This is a genomic window from Nocardioides lianchengensis (assembly GCF_900101465.1).
Classification (GTDB): domain Bacteria; phylum Actinomycetota; class Actinomycetes; order Propionibacteriales; family Nocardioidaceae; genus Nocardioides; species Nocardioides lianchengensis.
In genome coordinates, this window is sequence record NZ_FMZM01000005.1 from 312,910 (window position 1) to 332,887 (window position 19,978).

A 19,978-nucleotide genomic window follows, 5' to 3' on the forward strand; every position below is an offset into this window, starting at 1 on the left:
CGCTCAGCGGTACCAGTCGGCCCGGCGACGCAGAGCGGCGTCGAGGAAGGGACGCAGCTCGCCGTCGATGGCCGCGACGCGTTCGGCGTCCAGGACGATGGTGCCGGGGGAGGGCGGCAGGCTACGCTGCAGGCGCAGGCGCTCACCGGTCGGCGGATGGGTGCGGTCGATGCCGCTGCGCTCGCCGGAGGCGAGCAGGGCCTCCGCGTGGTCGCGCTCGTCGAGGGCAGTCACGCGAGCGCGGATCTCGACGGCCAGGTCGGGACGCCGCGGGTCGACGGCGGCCCGGTTGGCGGCCCGGTCGATCACGTCGGCCGCGAGCATGAGCTCCAGCACCTCGATCGTCGCGGGCGTGCCGGCCACGACGGCCGACTCGAGATCGGCCAGCAGCTCGGCACGCCGGGAGGCGGCCGAGTTGACCCACCCGAGCACCCGGAGCGAGCCGGTCGACGCCATCCGCATCGGCCAGAGGGCGACGGTGGCGATGATCGGGGTGTGGCCGAGGTTCGACGCGCGTTCCTCGCCGGGGGATGAGGCGTCGGCCCATGTCTGCAGGGTGGCGAGCGCGGTGCCGACGTACCGGCCGTGCACGACGTCGCGCCGAGCGAAGTGCCCGAGCTCGTGGCCGAGCAGCGCGATCCGGGCCTGCGGACCGAGCGCCACCCACAGCGGGGCGCCGAGGACGAGGGTCCGGGTCCGCAGCCCGCTGCGGCGGGCGTAGGCGTTGGTGTCCTCGTCGATGCCGAGGTACGTCGGGGGCCGCGTGCCGAGCGCGCCCGCCACCTCGGCGACGAGGTCGGTGAGGACCGGGGCCGCCTCGGGTGTCACCTCGTCGGCGCCGTCGCGGTGGGGCCGCCGGACGAGGAGCAGCACGGGCAGCAGCAGGACGATCCCGGCGAGGCGCTGGACGAGGTTGTCGCCCGCCACCACCAGGCCGACGCCGCCGGCGAGCAGGGTGAGCACCGAGAGGTGGACGACCGTGGCCAGCGCCAGGGCGATGATGGCGGCCGGCGGCGGCACGGCCCTGGACGAAGGCGTCGACAGGCGGTCGACGGTCCGTCGGTCGAGGACGGCGGCGACGCGGGCGTCGACCCTCTCGCGCAGGCGCTGGTGCTCGGCCACCCGAGGAGCCTAGGGAACGTAGGGTCCCGGGACATGGGGAACCACAGGATCGGACGTGCACGACGTCGCGCCCGGAGCGGGGTGGCACTGCTGGCGCTGGTCCTGCTCCCGCTGACGGCCTGTGCCGGGGATCCTGCGGAGGACTACTGCGCCACGGTGCAGGAGCACCAGGAGGAGCTCACCGAGATCGTCGCCGCCGGCGGCCCGACCGCGCTGCTCGGGGCCCTGGACGCCTTCCGCGACCTGCAGGAGCAGGCCCCCGGCGACATCCGTGACGAGTGGCAGCAGGTGGTCGGGCGGCTCGACGACCTGGAGGAGGCGCTGGAGGACGCCGACGTCGACCCTCAGACGTACGACGCCGCCGAGCCGCCGGACGACCTGTCCGCTGCGGACCGGTCCCGGATCGCCGCCGCGGGCCGGGCCCTGGTCGCCCCGGAGACCGCCGACGCGCTCGAGGCCCTGCAGCAGCAGGCACGTGACGTGTGCAAGACACCTCTCACCCTGTAGGACATCGGGTAGAACATGTTCTCGTTGCCGCGATTGCCGCTCGCCGCGGGTTCTGACTAGATTGACCTCTCACGCCGCCCCCCTCACGAAGGACCCGCTCACGTGGCACTGCCCCCACTCACCCCCGAACAGCGTCAGGCGGCTCTCGAGAAGGCCGCAGCATCCCGGCGGGAGCGGGCCGAGGTCAAGAACCGGCTGAAGAACTCCGGCGCCTCGATCGTCGACGTGCTGCGCCAGGGCCAGACCAACGAGGTCGTCGGCAAGATGCGGGTCGTCGACCTGCTCCAGTCGATGCCCGGGCTCGGCAAGGTCCGCGCACGCCAGGTCATGGAGCGGCTCGGGATCGCCGAGAGCCGCCGGGTCCGCGGGCTCGGGGCCAAGCAGGTCGCGGCCCTCGAGGCCGAGTTCGCCCCGCGCGACGACACGTGAGCCGCTCGCGCCTCGTCGTACTCGCCGGCCCGACGGCCGTCGGCAAGGGGAGCGTGGCGGCCGCCGTGCGCGCCGCCCACCCCGAGGTCTGGATCTCGGTCTCGGCGACGACCCGCCCGCCGCGCCCCGGGGAGGAGAACGGCGTCCACTACTGGTTCGTCTCCGACGAGGAGTTCGACCGGATGGTCGCCGAGGACGACCTGCTCGAATGGGCGGTCGTCCACAAGGCGGCCCGCTACGGCACCCCGCGGCAGCCGGTCGAGCTCGCCCTGGCCTCCGGGCACCCGGCCATGCTGGAGATCGACCTCCAGGGTGCGCGCCAGGTGCGCGAGACGATGGCGGACGCGCTGTTCGTCTTCCTGAAGCCTCCGTCGTGGGACGAGCTCGTGCGCCGGCTGGTCGGCCGGGGCACCGAGACGGAGGAGGAGCGCGAGCGGCGGCTCGTCACCGCTCGCGACGAGCTGGCCGCCGAGCCGGAGTTCGACGTGACCATCGTCAACCACGAGATTCACGCTGCCGCTGAGGAGTTGGTAGCCTTGATGGTGCAATCCCCAACTGATCGTGAGGCGTAACCGCGTGTCTTCTCCGAACATCGCCGCCGAGGGTGTCACCAACCCCTCGATCGACGACCTGCTGACCAAGACGGACAGCAAGTACAAGCTGGTGCTCTACAGCGCCAAGCGCGCCCGCCAGATCAACGCCTACTACTCCCAGCTCGGTGAGGGCCTCCTCGAGTACGTCGGCCCGCTCGTGGACACCCACGTCCAGGAGAAGCCGCTCTCGATCGCGCTCCGCGAGATCAACGACGACCTGCTGACCTGCGAGGACGTCGACCCGGCCGAGCTCGCGGCCGAGGAGGCCGCGGCCAAGGCCGCCGCCGCCGACGCGTTCCCCGCGAGCGAGTAGTTCGCTGAGCACCAGCTCCGACCACGTGGCCGCGTCTCCCTCGGGGACGCGGCCACGGGTCGTCCTGGGCGTCTCCGGCGGGATCGCGGCCTACAAGGCCTGCGAGGTGCTGCGACGCTTCAGCGAGTCGGGACACGACGTCACCGTGGTGCCGACCGCCGCGGCGCTGGAGTTCGTCGGAGCCCCCACCTGGGCCGCGCTGTCCGGCAGGCCGGTGGCCAGCGACGTCTGGTCGTCGGTGCACGAGGTGCCCCACGTCCGGATCGGCCAGAGCGCCGATCTGGTCGTCGTGGCCCCCGCCACCGCCGACCTGCTCGCCAAGGCCGCCCACGGACAGGCCGACGACCTGCTGACCAGCACCCTGCTGACGGCTCGCTGCCCGGTGGTCTTCGCCCCGGCCATGCACACCGAGATGTGGGAGCACCCCGCCACGCGGGCCAATGTGGCCACGCTGCGCGCCCGCGGCGCCGTCGTCCTCGAGCCCGCCGAGGGTCGGCTCACCGGCGCCGACACCGGCAAGGGCCGGCTGCCCGACCCGGGCGAGATCTTCGAGGTGGCGCGCGAGGTCCTCATCCGGGGAGTCTCGATGGGCTCGACCGCCGGGCTCACCGACCTCGCCGGACGCCACCTCGTCGTGTCGGCCGGCGGCACCCGCGAGTACCTCGACCCGGTCCGCTTCCTCGGCAACCGCTCGTCCGGTCTGCAGGGCTACGCCCTGGCCCGGGCCGCCGCTGCCCGCGGGGCCGAGGTCACGCTGGTCGCCGCCAACGTGACGCTGCCCGACCCGGCCGGCGTCACGGTGGTCCGGGTCGAGACCACGGCCGAGCTGCGGGCCGAGGTCGTCGCGGCGGCGGGTTCCGCCGACGCCGTGGTGATGGCGGCCGCCCCGGCGGACTTCCGGCCCACCACCGTCAGCGACGCCAAGATCAAGAAGTCCGACGACGGCTCGGCGCCGGGCATCGAGCTCGCGCAGAACCCCGACATCCTCCACGAGATCAGCACCCACCGGACCCGGTCCGGCAGCGTGATCGTGGGCTTCGCCGCCGAGACGGGCGATGCGACCGGGTCGGTCCTCGACCTGGCCCGCGCCAAGCTGGCCCGCAAGGGCTGCGATCTGCTGGTCGTCAACGACGTCAGCGGGGGAGCGGTGTTCGGCAGCCCCGACAACGAGGCCGTGATCCTGGCCGCCGACGGGGCGACCGTCGAGGTCCCGCGCGGCACCAAGAGCGCCCTCGCGCACGTGATCTGGGACCAGGTCGCGACGCGCCTCGGCTGAGACCGTCGTCTCGGCCTGCGGGACGACGGCTAGGGTGTGCGCGCAGCACGAATCTGCACCAACCAACTGCACCATTGACATACGGGAGCGAGTAGCACTGTGGCTGGACGTCTCTTCACGTCGGAGTCGGTGACCGAGGGTCACCCGGACAAGATCGCGGACGCGATCAGCGACACCGTCCTCGACGCCCTGTTGGCCGACGACAAGCACAGCCGGGTCGCGGTCGAGACCCTGCTGACCACGGGCCTTGTGGTCGTGGCCGGCGAGGTGACGACGACGTCGTACGCCCCGATCGCCAAGCTGGTCCGCGAGAAGATCGTCGAGATCGGCTACGACGACGGCGCCAAGGGCTTCGACGGTCGCGGCTGCGGCGTCCAGATCGCGATCGGCGCCCAGTCGCCCGACATCGCGCAGGGCGTGGACACCGGCCACGAGTCGCGCACCGGCTCGGTGGACGCCAAGGACAAGCAGGGCGCCGGCGACCAGGGACTGATGTTCGGCTACGCGTGCGACGACACGCCCGAGCTGATGCCGCTGCCGATCACCATCGCGCACCGCCTCTCGGAGCGGCTGACCGCGGTCCGCAAGGACGGCACGCTCGCCTACCTGCGTCCCGACGGCAAGACCCAGGTCACCATCGAGTACGACGCCGACGACCGCCCGGTCCGCATCGACACCGTCGTGCTCTCCAGCCAGCACTCCGAGGACACCACCCTCGAGACGCTCGAGGCCGACGTGAAGAAGCACGTCATCGACCCCGTGCTGGCCAGCTTCGACATCCCGTCCGAGGGCTACCGGCTGCTGGTCAACCCGACCGGCAAGTTCGTCATCGGCGGGCCGATGGGCGACGCCGGGCTGACCGGCCGCAAGATCATCGTCGACACCTACGGCGGCATGGCCCGCCACGGCGGCGGCGCGTTCTCCGGCAAGGACCCGTCGAAGGTCGACCGCTCCGCGGCGTACGCCATGCGCTGGGTCGCCAAGAACGTCGTGGCCGCCGGCCTGGCCCGGCGCTGCGAGGCCCAGGTCGCCTACGCGATCGGCAAGGCCCAGCCGGTCGGGGTCTTCATCCAGACCTTCGGCACCGGCACGGTCTCGGACGAGAAGATCCAGGAGGCCGTGCTGGCCGTCTTCGACCTGCGTCCGGCCGCGATCATCGAAGACCTCGACCTGCTTCGCCCGATCTACGCCAAGACGGCCGCCTACGGCCACTTCGGCCGCGAGCTGCCCGAGTTCACGTGGGAGCGCACCGACCGCGCCGACGCGCTGAAGGCCGCCGTCCAGGCCTGATCCAGGCGCCTGCGGGCTCGGGGGTGGTGGCTGGTAGGAATACCGCCATGACCCCCGAGCCCGAGCAGCCCGAGCTGCTGCCGGGCATGGTGCGGGCGACCGTGCGGGCCTCCCAGGCGAAGGCCCGGGCCACCCGCGAGCGCAAGGCCGTCGAGGCCGAGATCACCGGCGTGCTGCCGGTGGCGCAGGTGCTGGTCGACGTCCCCCTGGCCCACCTCGACCGGCCGTTCGACTACGCCGTCCCGGTCACCATGGCTGAGGCCGCGCAGCCCGGGGTGCGGGTCAAGGTCCGCTTCGCCGGCCAGGACGTCGACGGCTACGTCGTCGCCCGCGTCGATCGGTCCGACCATCCGGGCCGGCTCGCCCCGCTGCGCCGCGTGGTCGGCGCCGAGCCGGTGCTGACCCCCGCCGTGGCGGCGCTGACCGGCGCCGTCGCCGAGAGGTACGCCGGCAGCCGCGCCGACGTGCTTCGCCTCGCGGTCCCGGCCCGGCACGCCACCACCGAGAAGGAGCCCTCGCCGCCCCCGCCCGCCGCGACCCCCGACGTCGCCGACGCGGGGCGCGCGGCCTGGGCCGACCACGAGCACGCCGACGCGTTCCTGGCCCACCTGCGCTCCGGCGGGTCGCCCCGGGCCGTGTGGGGCGCCGCACCCGGCACCGACTGGCCGCTGCTGCTCGCCCACGCCGCGGCGGCGACCCTGGCCGGTGGCCGGGGCGCGCTGCTCGTGGTGCCCGACCGGCGCGACCTCGACCGGGTCGACCAAGCGCTGACCGAGCTGCTCGGAGAGGGCCACCACGTGGCCCTGGCCGCCGACTCGGGGCCGGCCCGGCGCTACCGCGACTTCCTCGCGGTCAGCCGCGGTGCCCGTCGCGTGGTCGTCGGCACCCGCGCCGCCGGGTTCGCCCCGGTCCGCGACCTCGGGCTGGTCGCCATCTGGGACGACGGCGACGACCTGCACGCCGAGCCGCGGGCGCCGTACCCGCACGCCCGTGAGGTGCTGCTGCTGCGCGCGGAGCGGGAGGGTGCCGCCGCGCTGGTCGGCGGCTTCGCCCGCACGGTCGAGGCCGACTACCTGCTGCGCACCGGCTGGGCCCGCCCCCTCGCCCCGCCTCGAGCCGTCATCCGCTCGGCGCTGACCGTGACCGTGGCCGGCGCCTCCGACTTCGACGTCGAGCGGGACGCGCACGCCCGGGCCGCGCGGATGCCGCTGCAGGTGCGCGACCTGGTCCGCGACGCCCTGGCCAGCGGGCCGGTGCTGGTGCAGACGCCGCGCTCCGGCTACGTCCCGAGCCTGGCCTGCGAGCGCTGCCGCACCCCCGCGCGCTGCACGACCTGTGCCGGACCCCTGGCGCTCTCGGGGCCGACCCGGCCGCCGGCCTGCCGCTGGTGCGGCAGCGAGGCCGAGGCCTGGGCCTGCGCCGAGTGCGGCCACCACGGGCTGCGCGCCCCGGTCGTGGGCGACTCCCGGACCGCCGAGGAGCTCGGCCGGGCCTTCCCCGGGGTCCGGGTGCTGACCTCGTCGGGCGACCGGGTCGTGGCCCGGGTCGACGGGCGGCCCGCGGTGGTGGTCGCGACCCCGGGGGGTGAGCCGGTGGCTGAGGACGGGTACGCCGCGGTCGTCCTGCTGGACGCCTGGCTGGCGCTCGGCCGCGCCGACCTGCGCACCGATGAGGAGGCGCTGCGTCGCTGGAGCAATGCCGTCGGACTGGTTCGCCCGGGCGGACAGGCCCTCGTCGTGGGCGATGCCGCTCACCCGGCGCTCCAGGCCCTGGTGCGCTGGGACCACGCCGGCTTCGCCGAGCGCGAGTCCACCCAGCGCCAGGCCGCCCACCTGCCGCCCGCCTCCCGGCTGGCCACGATCAGCGGCGAGCCGGGCCCGGTCGACGACGCGGTCACCCTGCTCGACCTGCCCGCGGCAGCCGAGGTGCTGGGCCCGGTGGAGACCGAGGAGGGCTCGCGGGTCGTCGTCCGCGTCCCCCGGGCGCTGGGTGCCGAGCTGGCCCGCGCCCTCGGCCAGCTCCAGCGGGTGCGCTCCAGCCGCAAGCTCGACGCGGTCCGGATCCAGGTCGACCCCTACTCGCTCTGAGCGCCAGGGGGCGCCGAGTCAGCGCCGGTCGTGCTGACTCGGCGCCAGGCGACCCGGCTCTCTAGACTCCTCGGGTGGCCATCCAACCCATCCGGCTCTTCGGCGACCCGGTCCTGCGCAAGCCCGCCCTGGTGGTGGACCGCTTCGACAAGGAGCTGCACCGCATCGTCCAGGACCTCACCGACACGATGCTGGCCGCGCCGGGCGCGGGTCTGGCCGCGCCGCAGATCGGCATCGGGCTGCGGGTCTTCACCTGGAACGTCGAGGGGGAGGTCGGCCACCTGGTCAACCCGACCCTCGAGCTCTCGGAGGAGAAGCAGGACGGCATGGAGGGCTGTCTGTCCATCCCCGACCTGAGCTTCGACTGCCTGCGGGCGCTGCGGGTCGTCGCGCACGGCTTCGACATGCACGGGGAGCCGGTGACCATCGAGGGGTCCGACTACCTCGCCCGGGCGATCCAGCACGAGACCGACCACCTCGACGGCGTGCTGTTCGTGGACCGGCTCGACGGGGAGACCCGCAAGGCCGCGATGAAGGCGATCCGGGAGGCCGAGTGGTTCGGGCTGGAGAAGCCCACGGTCAAGGTCAGCCCGCACGCGACCAACGGGCTGGGGTTCTGAGGTGCGCGTCGTCTTCGCCGGCACCCCCGAGGTGGCCGTCCCGGCGCTCGACGCCATCGCCGCCTCCCGCCACGAGCTGGTCGGCGTCGTCACCCGTCCCGACGCCCCGGCCGGGCGCGGGCGCAAGCTGGTGGCCAGCCCGGTCGCGCTGCGGGCCGAGGAGCTCGGCGTACCCCTGCTGAAGCCCGACCACCCGCGCGACCCGGAGTTCCAGGCCGCGCTGCGCGAGCTGGCGCCGGACTGCTGCCCCGTCGTGGCGTACGGCGCCCTGCTGCCGCAGTCGGCCCTCGACATCCCGCCGCTGGGCTGGGTCAACCTGCACTTCTCCTGCCTGCCCGCCTGGCGCGGCGCGGCCCCGGTGCAGCACTCCATCTGGGGCGGCGACGAGGTCACCGGCGCGACCACGTTCCGGATCGTCAAGGAGATGGACGCCGGCCCGACGTTCGGCGTGATGACCGAGCGCATCCGGCCCACCGATACCGCCGGCGACCTGCTCGGCCGGCTCGCCGAGGGCGGCGCGGGGCTGCTCGTCACCACGCTCGACCACCTCGAGGTCGGCGACATCGAGGCCCGCCCCCAGCCTGACGACGGGGTCAGCATGGCCCCCAAGATCACCGTCGAGGACGCCCGGGTCGACTGGGCCGAGCCCGCCGCCGCGGTCGACCGGCGGATCCGCGCGTGCACGCCCGGGCCCGGCGCGTGGTCGACGTACGACGGGGAGCGGATCAAGCTCGGCCCGGTCGCGGCCGAGCCCGACCTGGCCCTGGCGCCCGGCACCCTCGAGGTACGCAAGAACGCCGTCCTGGTCGGCACCGGCACCCACGCGGTCCGGCTCGGCGAGGTCAAGGCCTTCGGCAAGAAGCAGATGCCGGCGGCCGACTGGGCCCGCGGCACCCGCGTGGAGACGGGTGCGGTGTTCGGTGGCGAGTGACCGTCCGGCCACCCCGGACGACGTCGACGACATCTGCCGCTCGCTGCCGGAGGTCGAGCTCGGCACGTCCTGGGGTGACGTGCCGACGTACCTCGTGCGCGGCCGCGGCTTCGTGCTGTTCCGCAAGCCCCACCACACGGCCGTCGACCCCGCGACAGGCGAGGAGTACGACGACCTGCTGGTGATCGTGACCCCGACCGCGGTCGAGAAGCAGGCGCTGGTCGATGACGAGCGGCTGCCGTTCTTCACCATCGACCACTTCCGCCGCACCAACGCGGTGCTCGTGCAGCAGTCCCGGCTCGGCGAGCTGGGCCGGGCCGAGCTGGCCGAGATCATCACCGACGCCTGGGCCGCCCGGGCGCCGAAGAAGCTGGCCCGCGAGCACCTCGACGGTTCCTCGGATGGCTGAGCGCTCGCGCGGACGGCGGCCCGACCCGTCGCGACTGGCCGCGTTCGAGGTGCTGAAGGCGGTCCGGGTCGACGACGCCTACGCCAACCTGGCGCTGCCTCCCGTGCTCCGCGAGCACGGCCTGAGCGGCCGCGACGCGGCCTTCACGACCGAGCTGGTCTCGGGCACGCTGCGCCGACGGGGCACCTACGACGCGGTCCTGGCCGCGTGCGTCGACCGGCCGCTACGCAAGGTCGAGGCCAAGGTCCTCGACGCGCTCCGGCTCGGGGTGCACCAGCTGCTCGCGATGCGGGTGCCGGCGCACGCCGCCATCAGCACGACCGTCGACCTGGTGCGTTCCAAGGTCGGGCCCGGTGCGGCGTCGTTCAGCAACGCCGTGCTGCGCAAGGTGTCGGCCCGCGACCTCGACGGCTGGCTGGCGACCTTCGGCGACGACCTCGCGACCGTGCACAGCCACCCGGCCTGGATCGTCGAGCGGCTCCGCGAGGCGGTCGGCCCCGAGGAGCTCCCGGCCCTGCTGGCCGCCGACAACGAGCCGCCACGGGTCACCCTGGTCGCGCGGCCCGGGTGGGCCACCCGCGAGGAGCTGCCGGGCGCGCCGACGTCGTACTCGCCCTGGGGGGTGGTGCTCGAGGGCGGTGACCCCGGTGCCGTCCCGGCGGTCGCCGAGGGCCGCGCCGGCGTGCAGGACGAGGGCTCGCAGCTGGTGGCGGCGGTACTGGCCGCGGCTCCGGTCGACGGCCCGGACACCGCCTGGTTGGACCTGTGTGCCGGTCCCGGGGGCAAGGCCGCCCTGCTGGCGGCGCTGGCGGCCCAGCGCGGCGCGACCCTGCTGGCCAACGAGCGCCAGACGCACCGTGCCCGTCTGGTCGCCCGTTCGGTCGCCGGCGGACCGGGGGTCCTCGGCGTGGTGGCCGGCGACGGCACGGCCCCGCCGTACCCGTCCGGGGCCTTCGACCGGGTCCTGGTCGACGCGCCCTGCACCGGCTTGGGCGCGCTCCGCCGGCGCCCGGAGTCGCGCTGGCGCCGCCGTCCGGCCGACCTCGACGAGCTGGTGCCGCTCCAGGGCGCCCTGCTGCGCTCGGCCCTCGACCTGGTCCGACCGGGCGGGGTGGTGCTCTACGCGACCTGCTCGCCGATGCTGGCCGAGACCTCCGGCCTGGTGAGTGGAGTCCTGGCGGGCCGCACGGACGTCGTGCTCGAGGACGCGACCGCGCTGCTCCCGCAGGTCCCCGACGCGGCCGGGCCGCTGCCCGGCACGCTGCAGCTGTGGCCGCACCGGCACGGCACCGACGCGATGTTCCTGGCCCTGCTGCGCCGCCAGGGGTAGGTCGCGATGAGGTACCGCCCGCGTCCGCCGAGCGGACCAGCAGCGGACTCGGCCGTCGGAGGCATCGAGCGCCTGCTCGGTGAGGCGGCGTCGCGCCACCCCGCGGGGGTGTGGCAGGGGCGGGCCCAGCACGTCCTGATGATCTGTGCCTGCGTGACGCTCCACGGGTCGCCCGACTGGATCGTCTTCGACACGGTCGACGGCCTGGGCTGGCGGCGCTGGCCCGATGACCTTCCCGACGAGGAGATGGTGCGGGCACCGCGCGAGGCGGGAGGTCATGCGGATCCGTCCGACGTGCTCGCCTGGCTGCGGGGTGACGCCGCCGATCCCTGGACGAGCGGCGACGGCCATGGTGACCCGGAGGTCGCCGGGGCCTTGCGACGGTGGATGGTCGACGACTGATCGAGCCCCTCAGGACCGCTCGTCGGTCCAGGCCAGGGTCGCGCCGACCTCGGCGGCCGCCTCGGCGGAGGTGCCGGCCCCGGGCTCGACGGTCACGAAGATGCCGCCGTGCACGTCGCTGACGTAGGTGCCGGGCCCGGAGCCGTCCGGGCCGAGGTACTTCGGGCGGCTGGCGGCCGGTCGCCACACCAGGTGCAGCGACTCCGTGCCCCGGGTGCAGCCGAACTTCTCGTCGGCCGGCTCGTCGCAGGTCCAGCCGGGCACGGTGACGTCGAACGGAGCGAGGTCGCGGGCGGCCTCCCTGAGCTCGGCCTGCTCGCTCGCCAGGCGGGCCAGCTCGTCCAGTCCGGATCCGCTCTCGCCGGTGCCGGTGAAGGTGCGGTCGGTCGGCTCCGCCGTACGGGGTCGCTCGGCGAAGCCGGGCCCGCCGTTCGTCGTACCGGAGGACCCGGCGAGCTGGCTGCCGGCGATCGCGACGGCGGCGACGCCGGCGCACGTCGCCAGGGCAGCGACGGTGGCGCGGCGGCGCCGGATCCGGGTGCCGCTGCGGGTGGCGTCGGCGACGAGCCGCTCGAGGTCGGGGCGCTCGTCGCGCAGGCGGTCGTGCAGGGCGGTGCCCAGGCGGTCGGGGTCGAGGTCGTTCACGGGTGGTTCCTCTCGGTGAGCTCAGCGGCGACCAGCGGCCGGAGCCGCTGCAGCGCGCGTCGCGAACGGGTGCGGACCACGGACTCGGTGAGGTCGAGGTCGCGCGCGGTGTCGGCGACCGAGCGGTCCTCCCAGTAGCGCAGTGCGACGATCGCCCGGTCGAGCGGGGGCAGCGTCGCGAGCGCGTCCAGGAGGTCCAGGCGGGTCGTCGGGTCGTCCGCGGGCACGGAGCTCTCGTGCCCGAGGTCGGGGCCGGCCGGCAGCTCGCTGCTGCGACGCAGCCGGCGGTGCGAGAGGAACGAGTTGAGCAGCGTCGTCCGGGCGTAGGCGAGCGGGCTGTCCGCCCGCGACACCCGGCGCCAGGACGCGAAGACCTTGGCGTACGTCGTCTGGGTCAGGTCCTCGGCCAGCTGGCGGTCGCCGGTGAGGAGCAGGGCGGCCCGGTGCAGCTGGGTGCCCGTCTCGCGCACGAACGTCGCGAACTCCTCGGCCTGCTCGTCCCTCGTCACACCTGATCAGACGCCTCGGGGCCCTCGCGACGTGACACGGTCGCGAGGTCAGTCGAGGACGTGGCGCAGGTAGCGGCCGGGAGCGTCGAGGTAGGCCTTCCAGTGCTGGACCAGCTCCAGCTCGTCCCACGTCGTACGACGCAGGCCCCACTCGCCGACCTCCAGGATCGTGGCGCCCGGCATCGCGGCCAGCACGGGGGAGTGCGTGGCGCACAGCACCTGCCCACCGTCGGAGACCAGGTCGTGGAGGGCGGCGATCAGGCCGAGGGTGGACGAGAAGGACAGAGCGGCCTCGGGCTCGTCCAGGCAGTAGAAGCCAGGGGTGTCGAAGCGGGTGCGCAGCACCGCCAGGAACGACTCGCCGTGGCTCATCTCGTGGAAGCGGGGTTCGCGCAGCGTGCCCGGGTTCTCCTCCAGGTAGGTGTAGTAGCCGTGCATGGTCTCGGCGCGCAGGAAGAAGCCCCAACGACCGGAGCCGAGCCCGCGTCGTACCTGGAGGGCGGCGCCGAGCGGGGACTCCGAGGGGCGCGTCGAGTGCCGAGCCCCGACCGACCCGCCTTCCGGCGACAGGCCGTAGGCCATCGCGACCGCCTCGACGATCGTCGACTTGCCCGAGCCGTTCTCCCCGACCAGGAACGTGACGCCCTTCGGCAGCTCCAGGCCTCGCCGCAGCAGCTGGGCCACCGCGGGGATCTCCGCCGGCCAGTCCTCCGGGTCGAGGCCGTGACCGGTGCGCGCGGAGACATGCACCACGGGCGGCTCGTCGAAGTCCACGTCCCGCACCGTAGTCGGCCCCACCCCCTAGATTGAGCGGCATGCCCAGCAAGCCGCCCGCGGTCGAGATCGAGGTCGACGACAAGGTGGTCCGGGTCAGCAACCCCGACCGGGTCTACTTCCCGGAGTCGGGAGCCACCAAGCTCGACCTGGTCGACTACTACCTCGCGGTCGGGCCCGGCATCGTCAACGCGCTGTTCGAGCGCCCGTGCATGCTGCACCGCTTCCCGAAGGGCCTGGCCGGCGACAAGGTGCACCAGAAGCGCGTCCCCGCCGGCGCGCCCCCCTGGGTCGAGACGGTGCGGCTGCACTTCCCCCGCTGGAACCGCACCGCCGACGAGCTCTGCGTGACCGAGCTGGCCAGCGTGATCTGGGCGGTGCAGATGTCCACGGTCGAGTTCCACCCCTGGAACAGCCGCCGTCATGACACCGAGAAGCCCGACGAGTGGCGCATCGACCTCGACCCGGGCCCGCTGTGCGACTTCGCCACCGTCCGCCGGGTCGCCCACGTCGTGCACGAGGTGCTCGACGAGCTGGGTGCGGTCGGCTTCCCCAAGACCAGCGGCGGGTCCGGGCTGCACGTCTACGTCCGGGTCCCGCCCGCCCACGGCTTCTCCGACGTACGACGGGCCGCGCTGGCCTTCGCCCGCGAGGTCGAGCGCCGGGCCCCCGACGACGTGACGACCGCCTGGTGGCGCAAGGACCGCGACCCCCACCACCTCTTCGTCGACTACAACCAGAACGCCCGCGACCACACCATCGCCGCGGCCTACTCGGTCCGCGGGGTCGCCGACGCGCGCGTCTCGACTCCGATCCGCTGGGACGAGGTCGACGACGTCGATCCCCACGACGGCACGATCTTCACCGTGCCGGCCCGCTTCGCCGAGCTCGGCGACCTGCACGAGGAGATCGACGCCCACCCGTTCGACCTCGCGCCGCTGCTGGAGTGGGCCGAGCGGGACGAGGCCGCGGGCCAGGAGACCCCCGACCCCCCCGGACGACTGAGGCCGGTGGTCGAGCAGGTTGCGCAGGCCGACACGCTCGTCGCTAGCGCTCCTCGCTGCTCAACCACCGGATCGGCGCGTCCTTTCTTGACTCGTTCCAGATAGCGCGGCATGCTGGCTCCCATGACCGCACCGGACTTCGCGAGCCAGCTACGCGCCGCCTCGCTCCGGGTGACCCGGCCGAGGCTGGCCGTGCTGAGCGCCGTCCACGAGCACCCGCACCTCGACACCGACGCGGTGATCGGACACGTGCGGACCGACCTCGGAGCCGTCTCCCACCAGGCCGTGTACGACGTGCTGCGTGCCCTCACCGACGCCGGGCTGGTGCGCCGCATCCAGCCCGCCGGTGCGACCGCGCGCTACGAGTCGCGGGTCGGCGACAACCACCACCACGTGGTCTGCCGCTCCTGCGGTGCGATCGCCGACGTCGACTGCGCCGTCGGCCACACCCCCTGTCTCACCGCCTCCGACGACCACGGCTTCGTGGTCGACGAGGCGGAGGTCGTGTACTGGGGCACCTGCCCTGAGTGCGCGGCCGCGCGTACCCCTCAGTGATGGCCCCCGTGGAAGGAAGCAGATGAGCGACAGCCAGACCCCCGAGAGCCCCCAGGGCGTGGACCGCAAGGCGGAGGGTGGTTGCCCGGTGATGCACGGTGGTGCGACCGAGCACGGCAGCGAGAGCGAGAACCCCGCGCTCGACTCCCCGACGCCGAAGACCGGCGGCCGGCCGCACACCAACAAGGATTGGTGGCCCAACAGCCTCGACCTGTCGGTGCTGCACGCCCACTCGTCGAAGGGCAACCCGCTCGGCCCGGACTTCGACTACGCGCAGGAGTTCGCCAAGCTCGACCTGGCCGAGCTGCGCCGCGACGTCGTCGAGGTCCTCAACACCTCCCAGGACTGGTGGCCCGCCGACTTCGGCCACTACGGCGGGCTGATGATCCGGCTCAGCTGGCACGCCGCCGGCACCTACCGCACGTACGACGGCCGCGGCGGTGCGGGCGACGGCTCGCAGCGGTTCGCGCCGCTCAACAGCTGGCCCGACAACGGCAACCTCGACAAGGCCCGCCGGCTGCTGTGGCCGGTCAAGCAGAAGCACGGCCAGAAGATCTCGTGGGCCGACCTGCTGGTCCTCGCCGGCAACGTCGCGCTCGAGGACATGGGCTTCACGACCTTCGGGTTCGGCTTCGGCCGCGAGGACGTCTGGGAGCCCGAGGAGATCTTCTGGGGTCCCGAGGACGCCTGGCTGGGCGACGAGCGCTACAGCGGCGAGCGCGAGCTCGGCGAGAACCTCGGCGCGGTCCAGATGGGCCTGATCTACGTCAACCCCGAGGGCCCCAACGGCAACCCGGACCCGCTGGCCTCGGCCCGCGACATCCGCGACACCTTCGGCCGGATGGCCATGAACGACGAGGAGACCGTCGCCCTCATCGCCGGTGGCCACACCTTCGGCAAGACCCACGGCGCGGGCGACGCCGACCTCGTCGGCCCCGAGCCGGAGGGTGCTCCGCTCGAGGAGCAGGGCCTCGGCTGGAAGAGCGCGTTCGGCACCGGCAAGGGCGCCGACGCGATCACCTCCGGCCTCGAGGTCACCTGGACCTCCACGCCGACGCGGTGGAGCAACGACTTCTTCAAGTTCCTCTTCAAGTACGACTGGGAGCTCACGAAGAGCCCGGCCGGCGCCTACCAGTGGGTCGCCAAGGACGCCGAGGACATCGTCCCCGGTCCGGCGGCCGACTCGCCGAAGCGCAAGCCGACCATGCTGACCAGCGACCTCGCCCTGCGCTTCGACCCGGCGTACGAGAAGATCTCGCGCCGCTTCCTCGAGAACCCCAACGAGTTCGCGCAGGCCTTCGCCAAGGCCTGGTACAAGCTGCTGCACCGCGACATGGGCCCGGTCGAGCGCTACCTCGGTCCCTGGGTCCCGGAGCCCCAGCTGTGGCAGGACCCGGTCCCGGCCCACGAGGGCGAGCTCGTCGGCGACGCCGACGTCGCGACGCTGAAGGCCAAGGTCTTCGAGTCCGGCCTCACGGTCTCCGAGCTCGTCTCGACGACCTGGGCCGCGGCCGCGAGCTTCCGCTCCACCGACAAGCGCGGCGGCATCAACGGCGCCCGCATCCGTCTGGAGCCGCAGCGCAGTTGGGCGGTCAACCAGCCCGAGCAGCTGGCGAGGGTCCTCGACAAGCTCGAGGCGGTCCGCAGCGAGTTCAACGCGGGTGGTGGCGCGCAGGTGTCGCTGGCCGACCTCATCGTCATCGCCGGCAACGCCGCGGTCGAGAAGGCCGCGAAGGACGCCGGCGTCGAGGTCACGGTGCCGTTCCACGCCGGTCGCACCGATGCGTCCGAGGAGCAGACCGACGTCGAGTCCTTCGCCCTCCTCGAGCCGCGCGCCGACGGGTTCCGGAACTACCTGAGGGCCGGCGAGAAGCTGCAGCCGGAGGAGCTGCTGGTCGAGCGGTCCTACATGCTCGACCTGACCGCGCCCGAGATGACCGTGCTCGTGGGTGGCCTGCGGGCCATCGGGACCAACGTCGACGGCGCCCAGCACGGCGTCCTGACCGACCGTCCCGGCCAGCTCACGACCGACTTCTTCACCAACCTGCTGACCCCGGGCCGCACCTGGAAGGCCTCCCGGACCGACGAGCACGTCTACGAGATCCGTGAGGGCGACTCGGTGCTCTGGACGGCCACCGCGGTCGACCTGATCTTCGGCTCCAACTCGCAGCTGCGGGCGTTCGCCGAGGTCTACGCCAGCGCCGACGCCCAGGAGAAGTTCGTCCACGACTTCGTGGCGGCCTGGACCAAGGTCACCGAGGCCGACCGGTTCGACCTCGACTGACGCCGGCCTGACGCTGCGCTGACCCACCCGGCGACCCCGGTCCGTCCTCACAGGACGGGCCGGGGTCGTTCTCATCTGGCCCTTAGCAACGCCTCGTAGCGTCGTCGCATTTTGCTGCACGCGAGAGATGCCCGTGAGGTCGCCGTCGTGGTCAACGCCGGATCGCGCCGCGGCGCGGCCGCCGTCGACCGGGTCGCCGAGCTCCTGGCCCAGGCCGGGTACGACGCCGTCCGCACCTACCCGGTGCTCCGTGGGGCCGACCTGCCGCGCCGGATCGAGGAGGCGCTGGCCACCGGTCCCGACCTGCTGGTCGCGGGCGGGGGCGACGGCACGGTCAGCTGCGCCGCTGGCCGGGTCGCCGGCACCGGGGTGACGCTGGGCGTGCTGCCGCTGGGGACGGCGAACGACTTCGCGCGGACCCTCGGCGTACCGGCGGGCCTCGACGAGGCCGTCGCGGCCCTGGTCGCCGGCCGGGTGGTCGACGTGGACCTCGGACGGGTCGACGGCCGGGCCTACCTCAACGTGGCCTCGATCGGGCTGTCGGTGGGCGTCACCGAGCGCCTGACACCGCGCCTCAAGCGCCGCCTCGGGCCGTTGGCCTACCCGCTGGCCACGCTCCTGGCCTACCGCCACCACCGCCCCTTCCGCGCCCGGCTGGAGTTCCCCGACGGCGACCGCGACCCGCTGGAGCTCGACGACCTGCTGCAGGTCGCGGTCGGCAACGGTCGGCACTACGGCGGCGGCAACGCGGTGTCGCCGACGGCCTCGATCGATGACCACCTGCTCGACGTCTACGCCATCGTCCGGGGCCGGTTCACCGACCACGTGTCGATCGCCCGGATCCTCAAGGACGGCTCCTTCATCGAGCATGAGCGGGTCCACCACCTGACCACCCGTGCGGTCCGGGTGGTCACCGACCCGCCGCTCCCGGTCAACCTGGACGGCGAGATCGCCGCCACCACGCCCGCGACCTTCACCGTCGAGCGCAACGCGGTCCACGTCGTCGTGCCGCTCGGCTCCGAGGCGGCGCGGCTCGACGGCCCGCGGGCCCATGAGCCAACTGAGCGGTACGGCGCTTGACGCGACCCGGGGCCGCTGCGACGTTGCGGGGATGCCCGACGTCGTCGCCCTGGCCCGGCTCGGCGGCCGGGTGGTCCGCGAGGCCTCCCGCGCGGCGCTCGCCCCGACGAGCGGCCTGCCCCGCCGCGTCCAGGAGTACGACGCCGCCGCGCTGACCCGGCTGCTCGGCCGCCGCGTGGACGCGGTGACCGTGCTCGCGGGGTCCTCCGGCACGACCGATCGGGCCCGGTTGGGATTGCGCGGGCGCGCCGTACCGCCCTCGGTGTTCGTCAAGGCCACCGCGGGGGAGGCCGGCACCCGGGTGTTCGGCGGGCTGGCCCGGCTGGGCGCGGTCGAGGTCGGCTTCTACCGCGACCTGCGCCCCGGCCTGCCCGTCGAGGCGCCCGCCCTGGTCGCGGCCCGCCAGGAGGGCCGGACCGGTCGGTTCGCGGTCGTTCTGGAGGACCTCGCCGCCCGGGGCGCCCGGTTCGTCGACACCCGCACCCCGCTGACGCCCGACCGGGTGGCGGCGGTGCTGCGCGAGCTCGCGCTGCTCCACGGCCGCACGCACGGGAGACGCACGCCGCGCTGGCTCGGCACCAACGCGGGCGACGCCTTCCTCCCGCTGGTCGACGCCACCCTCGGGCGCCTGCAGCAGCGGGTGCTGCGCCACGACCCGACGCTCACCTCGGCGGCCGCCGAGCCGCTGCTGCGCGGCTACGGGCACTGGGCCCGGCTCCTCGACGACGGACCACCGAGCGTCCTGCACGGGGACCCGCACCCGGGCAACGTCTACCTCCTCGACGGGGCCGCTGGCGGCGAGCGGGCCGGGCTGCTCGACTGGCAGGCCGTGCGGCGGGGCGTGGGTCTGCGCGACGCGTCGTACCACCTGGTCCTCGCGCTGGAGCCCGACGTACGACGGGCCGTCGAGCGCGACCTGCTCGACGACTACCGCACGGCGCTGCGCAGCGCCGGCGGTCCGGACCTGTCCGCGGCGGAGACCTGGGCCGGCTACCGCAGACAGGTCGCCTACGCCTACGTCTCGACGGTCTTCACCGTCGGGCTCGGCGGCCTCCAGGGTGCCGACGTGGCGGCCGTCGGCCTGCGTCGGGCGCTCGCCGCCGTCGAGGACCTGGACACCGCCGAGGCCCTGCGGCACCCCTAGGATCGCCCGCGTGGGTATCCAGATCACGCCGAGCATCCTGAACGCCGACTTCGCCGCCCTGGGCGCGGAGGTCGCGCGGATCCCCAGTGCCGACTGGGTGCACGTCGACGTGATGGACAACCACTTCGTGCCCAACCTGACCTTCGGTCCGACGATGGTCGAGGCGCTCGCCCGCAGCACCGACCTGCCCCTCGACGCGCACCTGATGATCGCCGATCCCGACCGGCATGCGCCGACGTACGCCGAAGCGGGCTGCGGGTCGGTGACCTTCCACGTCGAGGCGGCGGCCGCCCCCGTGCGGCTGGCCCGCGAGATCCGCGCGGCCGGGGCCCGGGCGAGCATGGCGCTGCGGCCGGCCACGCCGGTCGAGCCCTACGAGGATCTGCTCCCCGAGCTCGACATGCTGCTGCTGATGACCGTCGAGCCGGGCTTCGGCGGCCAGAAGTTCCTCGACCTGGTGCTGCCCAAGATCCGTCGTGCCCGGGCGCTGATGGAGAAGCACGGCGTCGAGACCTGGCTGCAGGTCGATGGCGGCGTCTCCCTGGAGACCATCGAGCGCTGTGCCGAGGCCGGCGCGGACGTGTTCGTGGCCGGCTCGGCGGTCTACTCCGCCGACGACCCGGACGCGATGGTCGAGGCGCTGCGCGCCGCGGCCGAGGCAGCCGGGTGACGCT

Annotated in this window: 22 protein-coding genes; 18 read left to right on the forward strand and 4 right to left on the reverse strand. The window is 73.9% G+C overall.

The genetic code is table 11. From position 1 onward, the window contains the following. Positions 1 to 3: 3 nt before the first annotated feature. Complete coding sequence (locus BLT76_RS11305) at positions 4 to 1,122, reverse strand: M48 family metalloprotease (RefSeq protein ID WP_090855400.1); 1,119 nt, start codon at positions 1,120 to 1,122, stop codon at positions 4 to 6. Between the two features lie 33 nt (positions 1,123 to 1,155). Here BLT76_RS11305 and BLT76_RS11310 point away from each other — a divergent pair, with 33 nt between their 5' ends. The 12 genes from BLT76_RS11310 to BLT76_RS11365 all read left to right on the forward strand — a co-directional run bounded on the left by BLT76_RS11310 (position 1,156) and on the right by BLT76_RS11365 (position 11,309). Beyond that, positions 1,156 to 1,629 (forward strand): DUF3053 domain-containing protein, encoded by a 474-nt coding sequence (locus BLT76_RS11310; RefSeq protein WP_139175490.1) that lies wholly within the window; start codon positions 1,156 to 1,158, stop codon positions 1,627 to 1,629. 102 nt (positions 1,630 to 1,731) lie between these two features. Beyond that, positions 1,732 to 2,058: an integration host factor, actinobacterial type gene (gene mihF / locus BLT76_RS11315; RefSeq protein WP_090855406.1), complete on the forward strand. Its 327-nt coding sequence runs from the start codon at positions 1,732 to 1,734 to the stop codon at positions 2,056 to 2,058. Beyond that, the gene (gene gmk / locus BLT76_RS11320; RefSeq protein WP_090855410.1) at positions 2,055 to 2,630 is read left to right on the forward strand and encodes a guanylate kinase; all 576 of its coding nucleotides are present in this window, start codon (positions 2,055 to 2,057) and stop codon (positions 2,628 to 2,630) included. The genes mihF and gmk overlap by 4 nt, the downstream gene beginning before the upstream one ends. A 4-nt stretch (positions 2,631 to 2,634) precedes the next feature. Next, a complete protein-coding gene (gene rpoZ, locus BLT76_RS11325; protein WP_090855413.1) occupies positions 2,635 to 2,964 on the forward strand; it encodes a DNA-directed RNA polymerase subunit omega in 330 nt (109 codons plus the stop codon). Positions 2,965 to 2,989: 25 nt separating this feature from the next. After that, positions 2,990 to 4,240, forward strand: a complete 1,251-nt coding sequence (gene coaBC, locus BLT76_RS11330; RefSeq protein ID WP_211752884.1) for a bifunctional phosphopantothenoylcysteine decarboxylase/phosphopantothenate--cysteine ligase CoaBC — start codon at positions 2,990 to 2,992, stop codon at positions 4,238 to 4,240. Between the two features lie 99 nt (positions 4,241 to 4,339). Further along, entirely contained in the window at positions 4,340 to 5,530 is a 1,191-nt protein-coding gene (gene metK / locus BLT76_RS11335) for a methionine adenosyltransferase (RefSeq protein WP_090855419.1), read from the forward strand. Between the two features lie 47 nt (positions 5,531 to 5,577). Then, entirely contained in the window at positions 5,578 to 7,617 is a 2,040-nt protein-coding gene (locus BLT76_RS11340; protein ID WP_170867024.1) for a primosomal protein N', read from the forward strand. A gap of 74 nt (positions 7,618 to 7,691) precedes the next feature. Continuing rightward, positions 7,692 to 8,237 carry a peptide deformylase gene (gene def, locus BLT76_RS11345; protein ID WP_090855422.1) on the forward strand — a complete coding sequence of 182 codons (546 nt, stop codon included), beginning with the start codon at positions 7,692 to 7,694 and terminating at the stop codon, positions 8,235 to 8,237. 1 nt (position 8,238) lies between these two features. After that, positions 8,239 to 9,168, forward strand: coding sequence for a methionyl-tRNA formyltransferase (gene fmt, locus BLT76_RS11350; protein ID WP_090855426.1), 930 nt, complete (start codon positions 8,239 to 8,241; stop codon positions 9,166 to 9,168). Then, a complete protein-coding gene (locus BLT76_RS11355; RefSeq protein WP_090855429.1) occupies positions 9,158 to 9,577 on the forward strand; it encodes an MmcQ/YjbR family DNA-binding protein in 420 nt (139 codons plus the stop codon). The genes fmt and BLT76_RS11355 overlap by 11 nt, the downstream gene beginning before the upstream one ends. After that, positions 9,570 to 10,907: an RsmB/NOP family class I SAM-dependent RNA methyltransferase gene (locus tag BLT76_RS11360; RefSeq protein WP_090855432.1), complete on the forward strand. Its 1,338-nt coding sequence runs from the start codon at positions 9,570 to 9,572 to the stop codon at positions 10,905 to 10,907. The genes BLT76_RS11355 and BLT76_RS11360 overlap by 8 nt, the downstream gene beginning before the upstream one ends. Positions 10,908 to 10,913: 6 nt before the next feature. Then, positions 10,914 to 11,309, forward strand: a complete 396-nt coding sequence (locus tag BLT76_RS11365) for a hypothetical protein (RefSeq protein WP_139175492.1) — start codon at positions 10,914 to 10,916, stop codon at positions 11,307 to 11,309. Between the two features lie 9 nt (positions 11,310 to 11,318). Here BLT76_RS11365 and BLT76_RS11370 read toward each other — a convergent pair whose 3' ends face one another. Genes BLT76_RS11370 through BLT76_RS11380 form a run of 3 tightly spaced genes read right to left on the reverse strand, consistent with a single transcriptional unit; the run spans position 11,319 to position 13,237 of the window. Further along, the gene (locus BLT76_RS11370; protein WP_090855438.1) at positions 11,319 to 11,954 is read right to left on the reverse strand and encodes a hypothetical protein; all 636 of its coding nucleotides are present in this window, start codon (positions 11,952 to 11,954) and stop codon (positions 11,319 to 11,321) included. After that, positions 11,951 to 12,463 carry a sigma-70 family RNA polymerase sigma factor gene (locus BLT76_RS11375; protein ID WP_244509365.1) on the reverse strand — a complete coding sequence of 171 codons (513 nt, stop codon included), beginning with the start codon at positions 12,461 to 12,463 and terminating at the stop codon, positions 11,951 to 11,953. The genes BLT76_RS11370 and BLT76_RS11375 overlap by 4 nt, the downstream gene beginning before the upstream one ends. 48 nt (positions 12,464 to 12,511) lie before the next feature. Continuing rightward, positions 12,512 to 13,237, reverse strand: coding sequence for an AAA family ATPase (locus BLT76_RS11380; RefSeq protein WP_090855441.1), 726 nt, complete (start codon positions 13,235 to 13,237; stop codon positions 12,512 to 12,514). Positions 13,238 to 13,278: 41 nt separating this feature from the next. Between BLT76_RS11380 and ligD the strand changes: the two genes are divergently transcribed. The 6 genes from ligD (at position 13,279) to rpe (ending at position 19,974) form a co-directional block, all read left to right on the forward strand. After that, the gene (gene ligD / locus BLT76_RS11385; RefSeq protein ID WP_170867025.1) at positions 13,279 to 14,346 is read left to right on the forward strand and encodes a non-homologous end-joining DNA ligase; all 1,068 of its coding nucleotides are present in this window, start codon (positions 13,279 to 13,281) and stop codon (positions 14,344 to 14,346) included. Positions 14,347 to 14,364: 18 nt separating this feature from the next. After that, positions 14,365 to 14,796, forward strand: coding sequence for a Fur family transcriptional regulator (locus BLT76_RS11390; protein ID WP_090855448.1), 432 nt, complete (start codon positions 14,365 to 14,367; stop codon positions 14,794 to 14,796). 22 nt (positions 14,797 to 14,818) lie between these two features. Then, positions 14,819 to 17,080: a catalase/peroxidase HPI gene (katG, locus tag BLT76_RS11395; RefSeq protein ID WP_090855451.1), complete on the forward strand. Its 2,262-nt coding sequence runs from the start codon at positions 14,819 to 14,821 to the stop codon at positions 17,078 to 17,080. A 111-nt stretch (positions 17,081 to 17,191) separates the two neighbouring features. Continuing rightward, positions 17,192 to 18,160: a lipid kinase gene (locus BLT76_RS11400; RefSeq protein ID WP_090855454.1), complete on the forward strand. Its 969-nt coding sequence runs from the start codon at positions 17,192 to 17,194 to the stop codon at positions 18,158 to 18,160. A gap of 31 nt (positions 18,161 to 18,191) precedes the next feature. Beyond that, the gene (locus BLT76_RS11405; protein ID WP_170867026.1) at positions 18,192 to 19,304 is read left to right on the forward strand and encodes a phosphotransferase; all 1,113 of its coding nucleotides are present in this window, start codon (positions 18,192 to 18,194) and stop codon (positions 19,302 to 19,304) included. A gap of 10 nt (positions 19,305 to 19,314) precedes the next feature. Continuing rightward, entirely contained in the window at positions 19,315 to 19,974 is a 660-nt protein-coding gene (gene rpe, locus BLT76_RS11410; protein WP_090855460.1) for a ribulose-phosphate 3-epimerase, read from the forward strand. Positions 19,975 to 19,978 lie beyond the last annotated feature (4 nt).

Coding starts and splice junctions, on each gene's coding strand:
- katG (WP_090855451.1), top strand. CDS start 14,819: ATGAGCGACAGCCAGACCCCCGAGAGCCCCCAGGGCGTGGACCGCAAG.
- BLT76_RS11310 (WP_139175490.1), top strand. CDS start 1,156: ATGGGGAACCACAGGATCGGACGTGCACGACGTCGCGCCCGGAGCGGG.
- ligD (WP_170867025.1), top strand. CDS start 13,279: ATGCCCAGCAAGCCGCCCGCGGTCGAGATCGAGGTCGACGACAAGGTG.
- BLT76_RS11365 (WP_139175492.1), top strand. CDS start 10,914: ATGAGGTACCGCCCGCGTCCGCCGAGCGGACCAGCAGCGGACTCGGCC.
- BLT76_RS11405 (WP_170867026.1), top strand. CDS start 18,192: ATGCCCGACGTCGTCGCCCTGGCCCGGCTCGGCGGCCGGGTGGTCCGC.
- BLT76_RS11390 (WP_090855448.1), top strand. CDS start 14,365: ATGACCGCACCGGACTTCGCGAGCCAGCTACGCGCCGCCTCGCTCCGG.
- BLT76_RS11360 (WP_090855432.1), top strand. CDS start 9,570: ATGGCTGAGCGCTCGCGCGGACGGCGGCCCGACCCGTCGCGACTGGCC.
- BLT76_RS11340 (WP_170867024.1), top strand. CDS start 5,578: ATGACCCCCGAGCCCGAGCAGCCCGAGCTGCTGCCGGGCATGGTGCGG.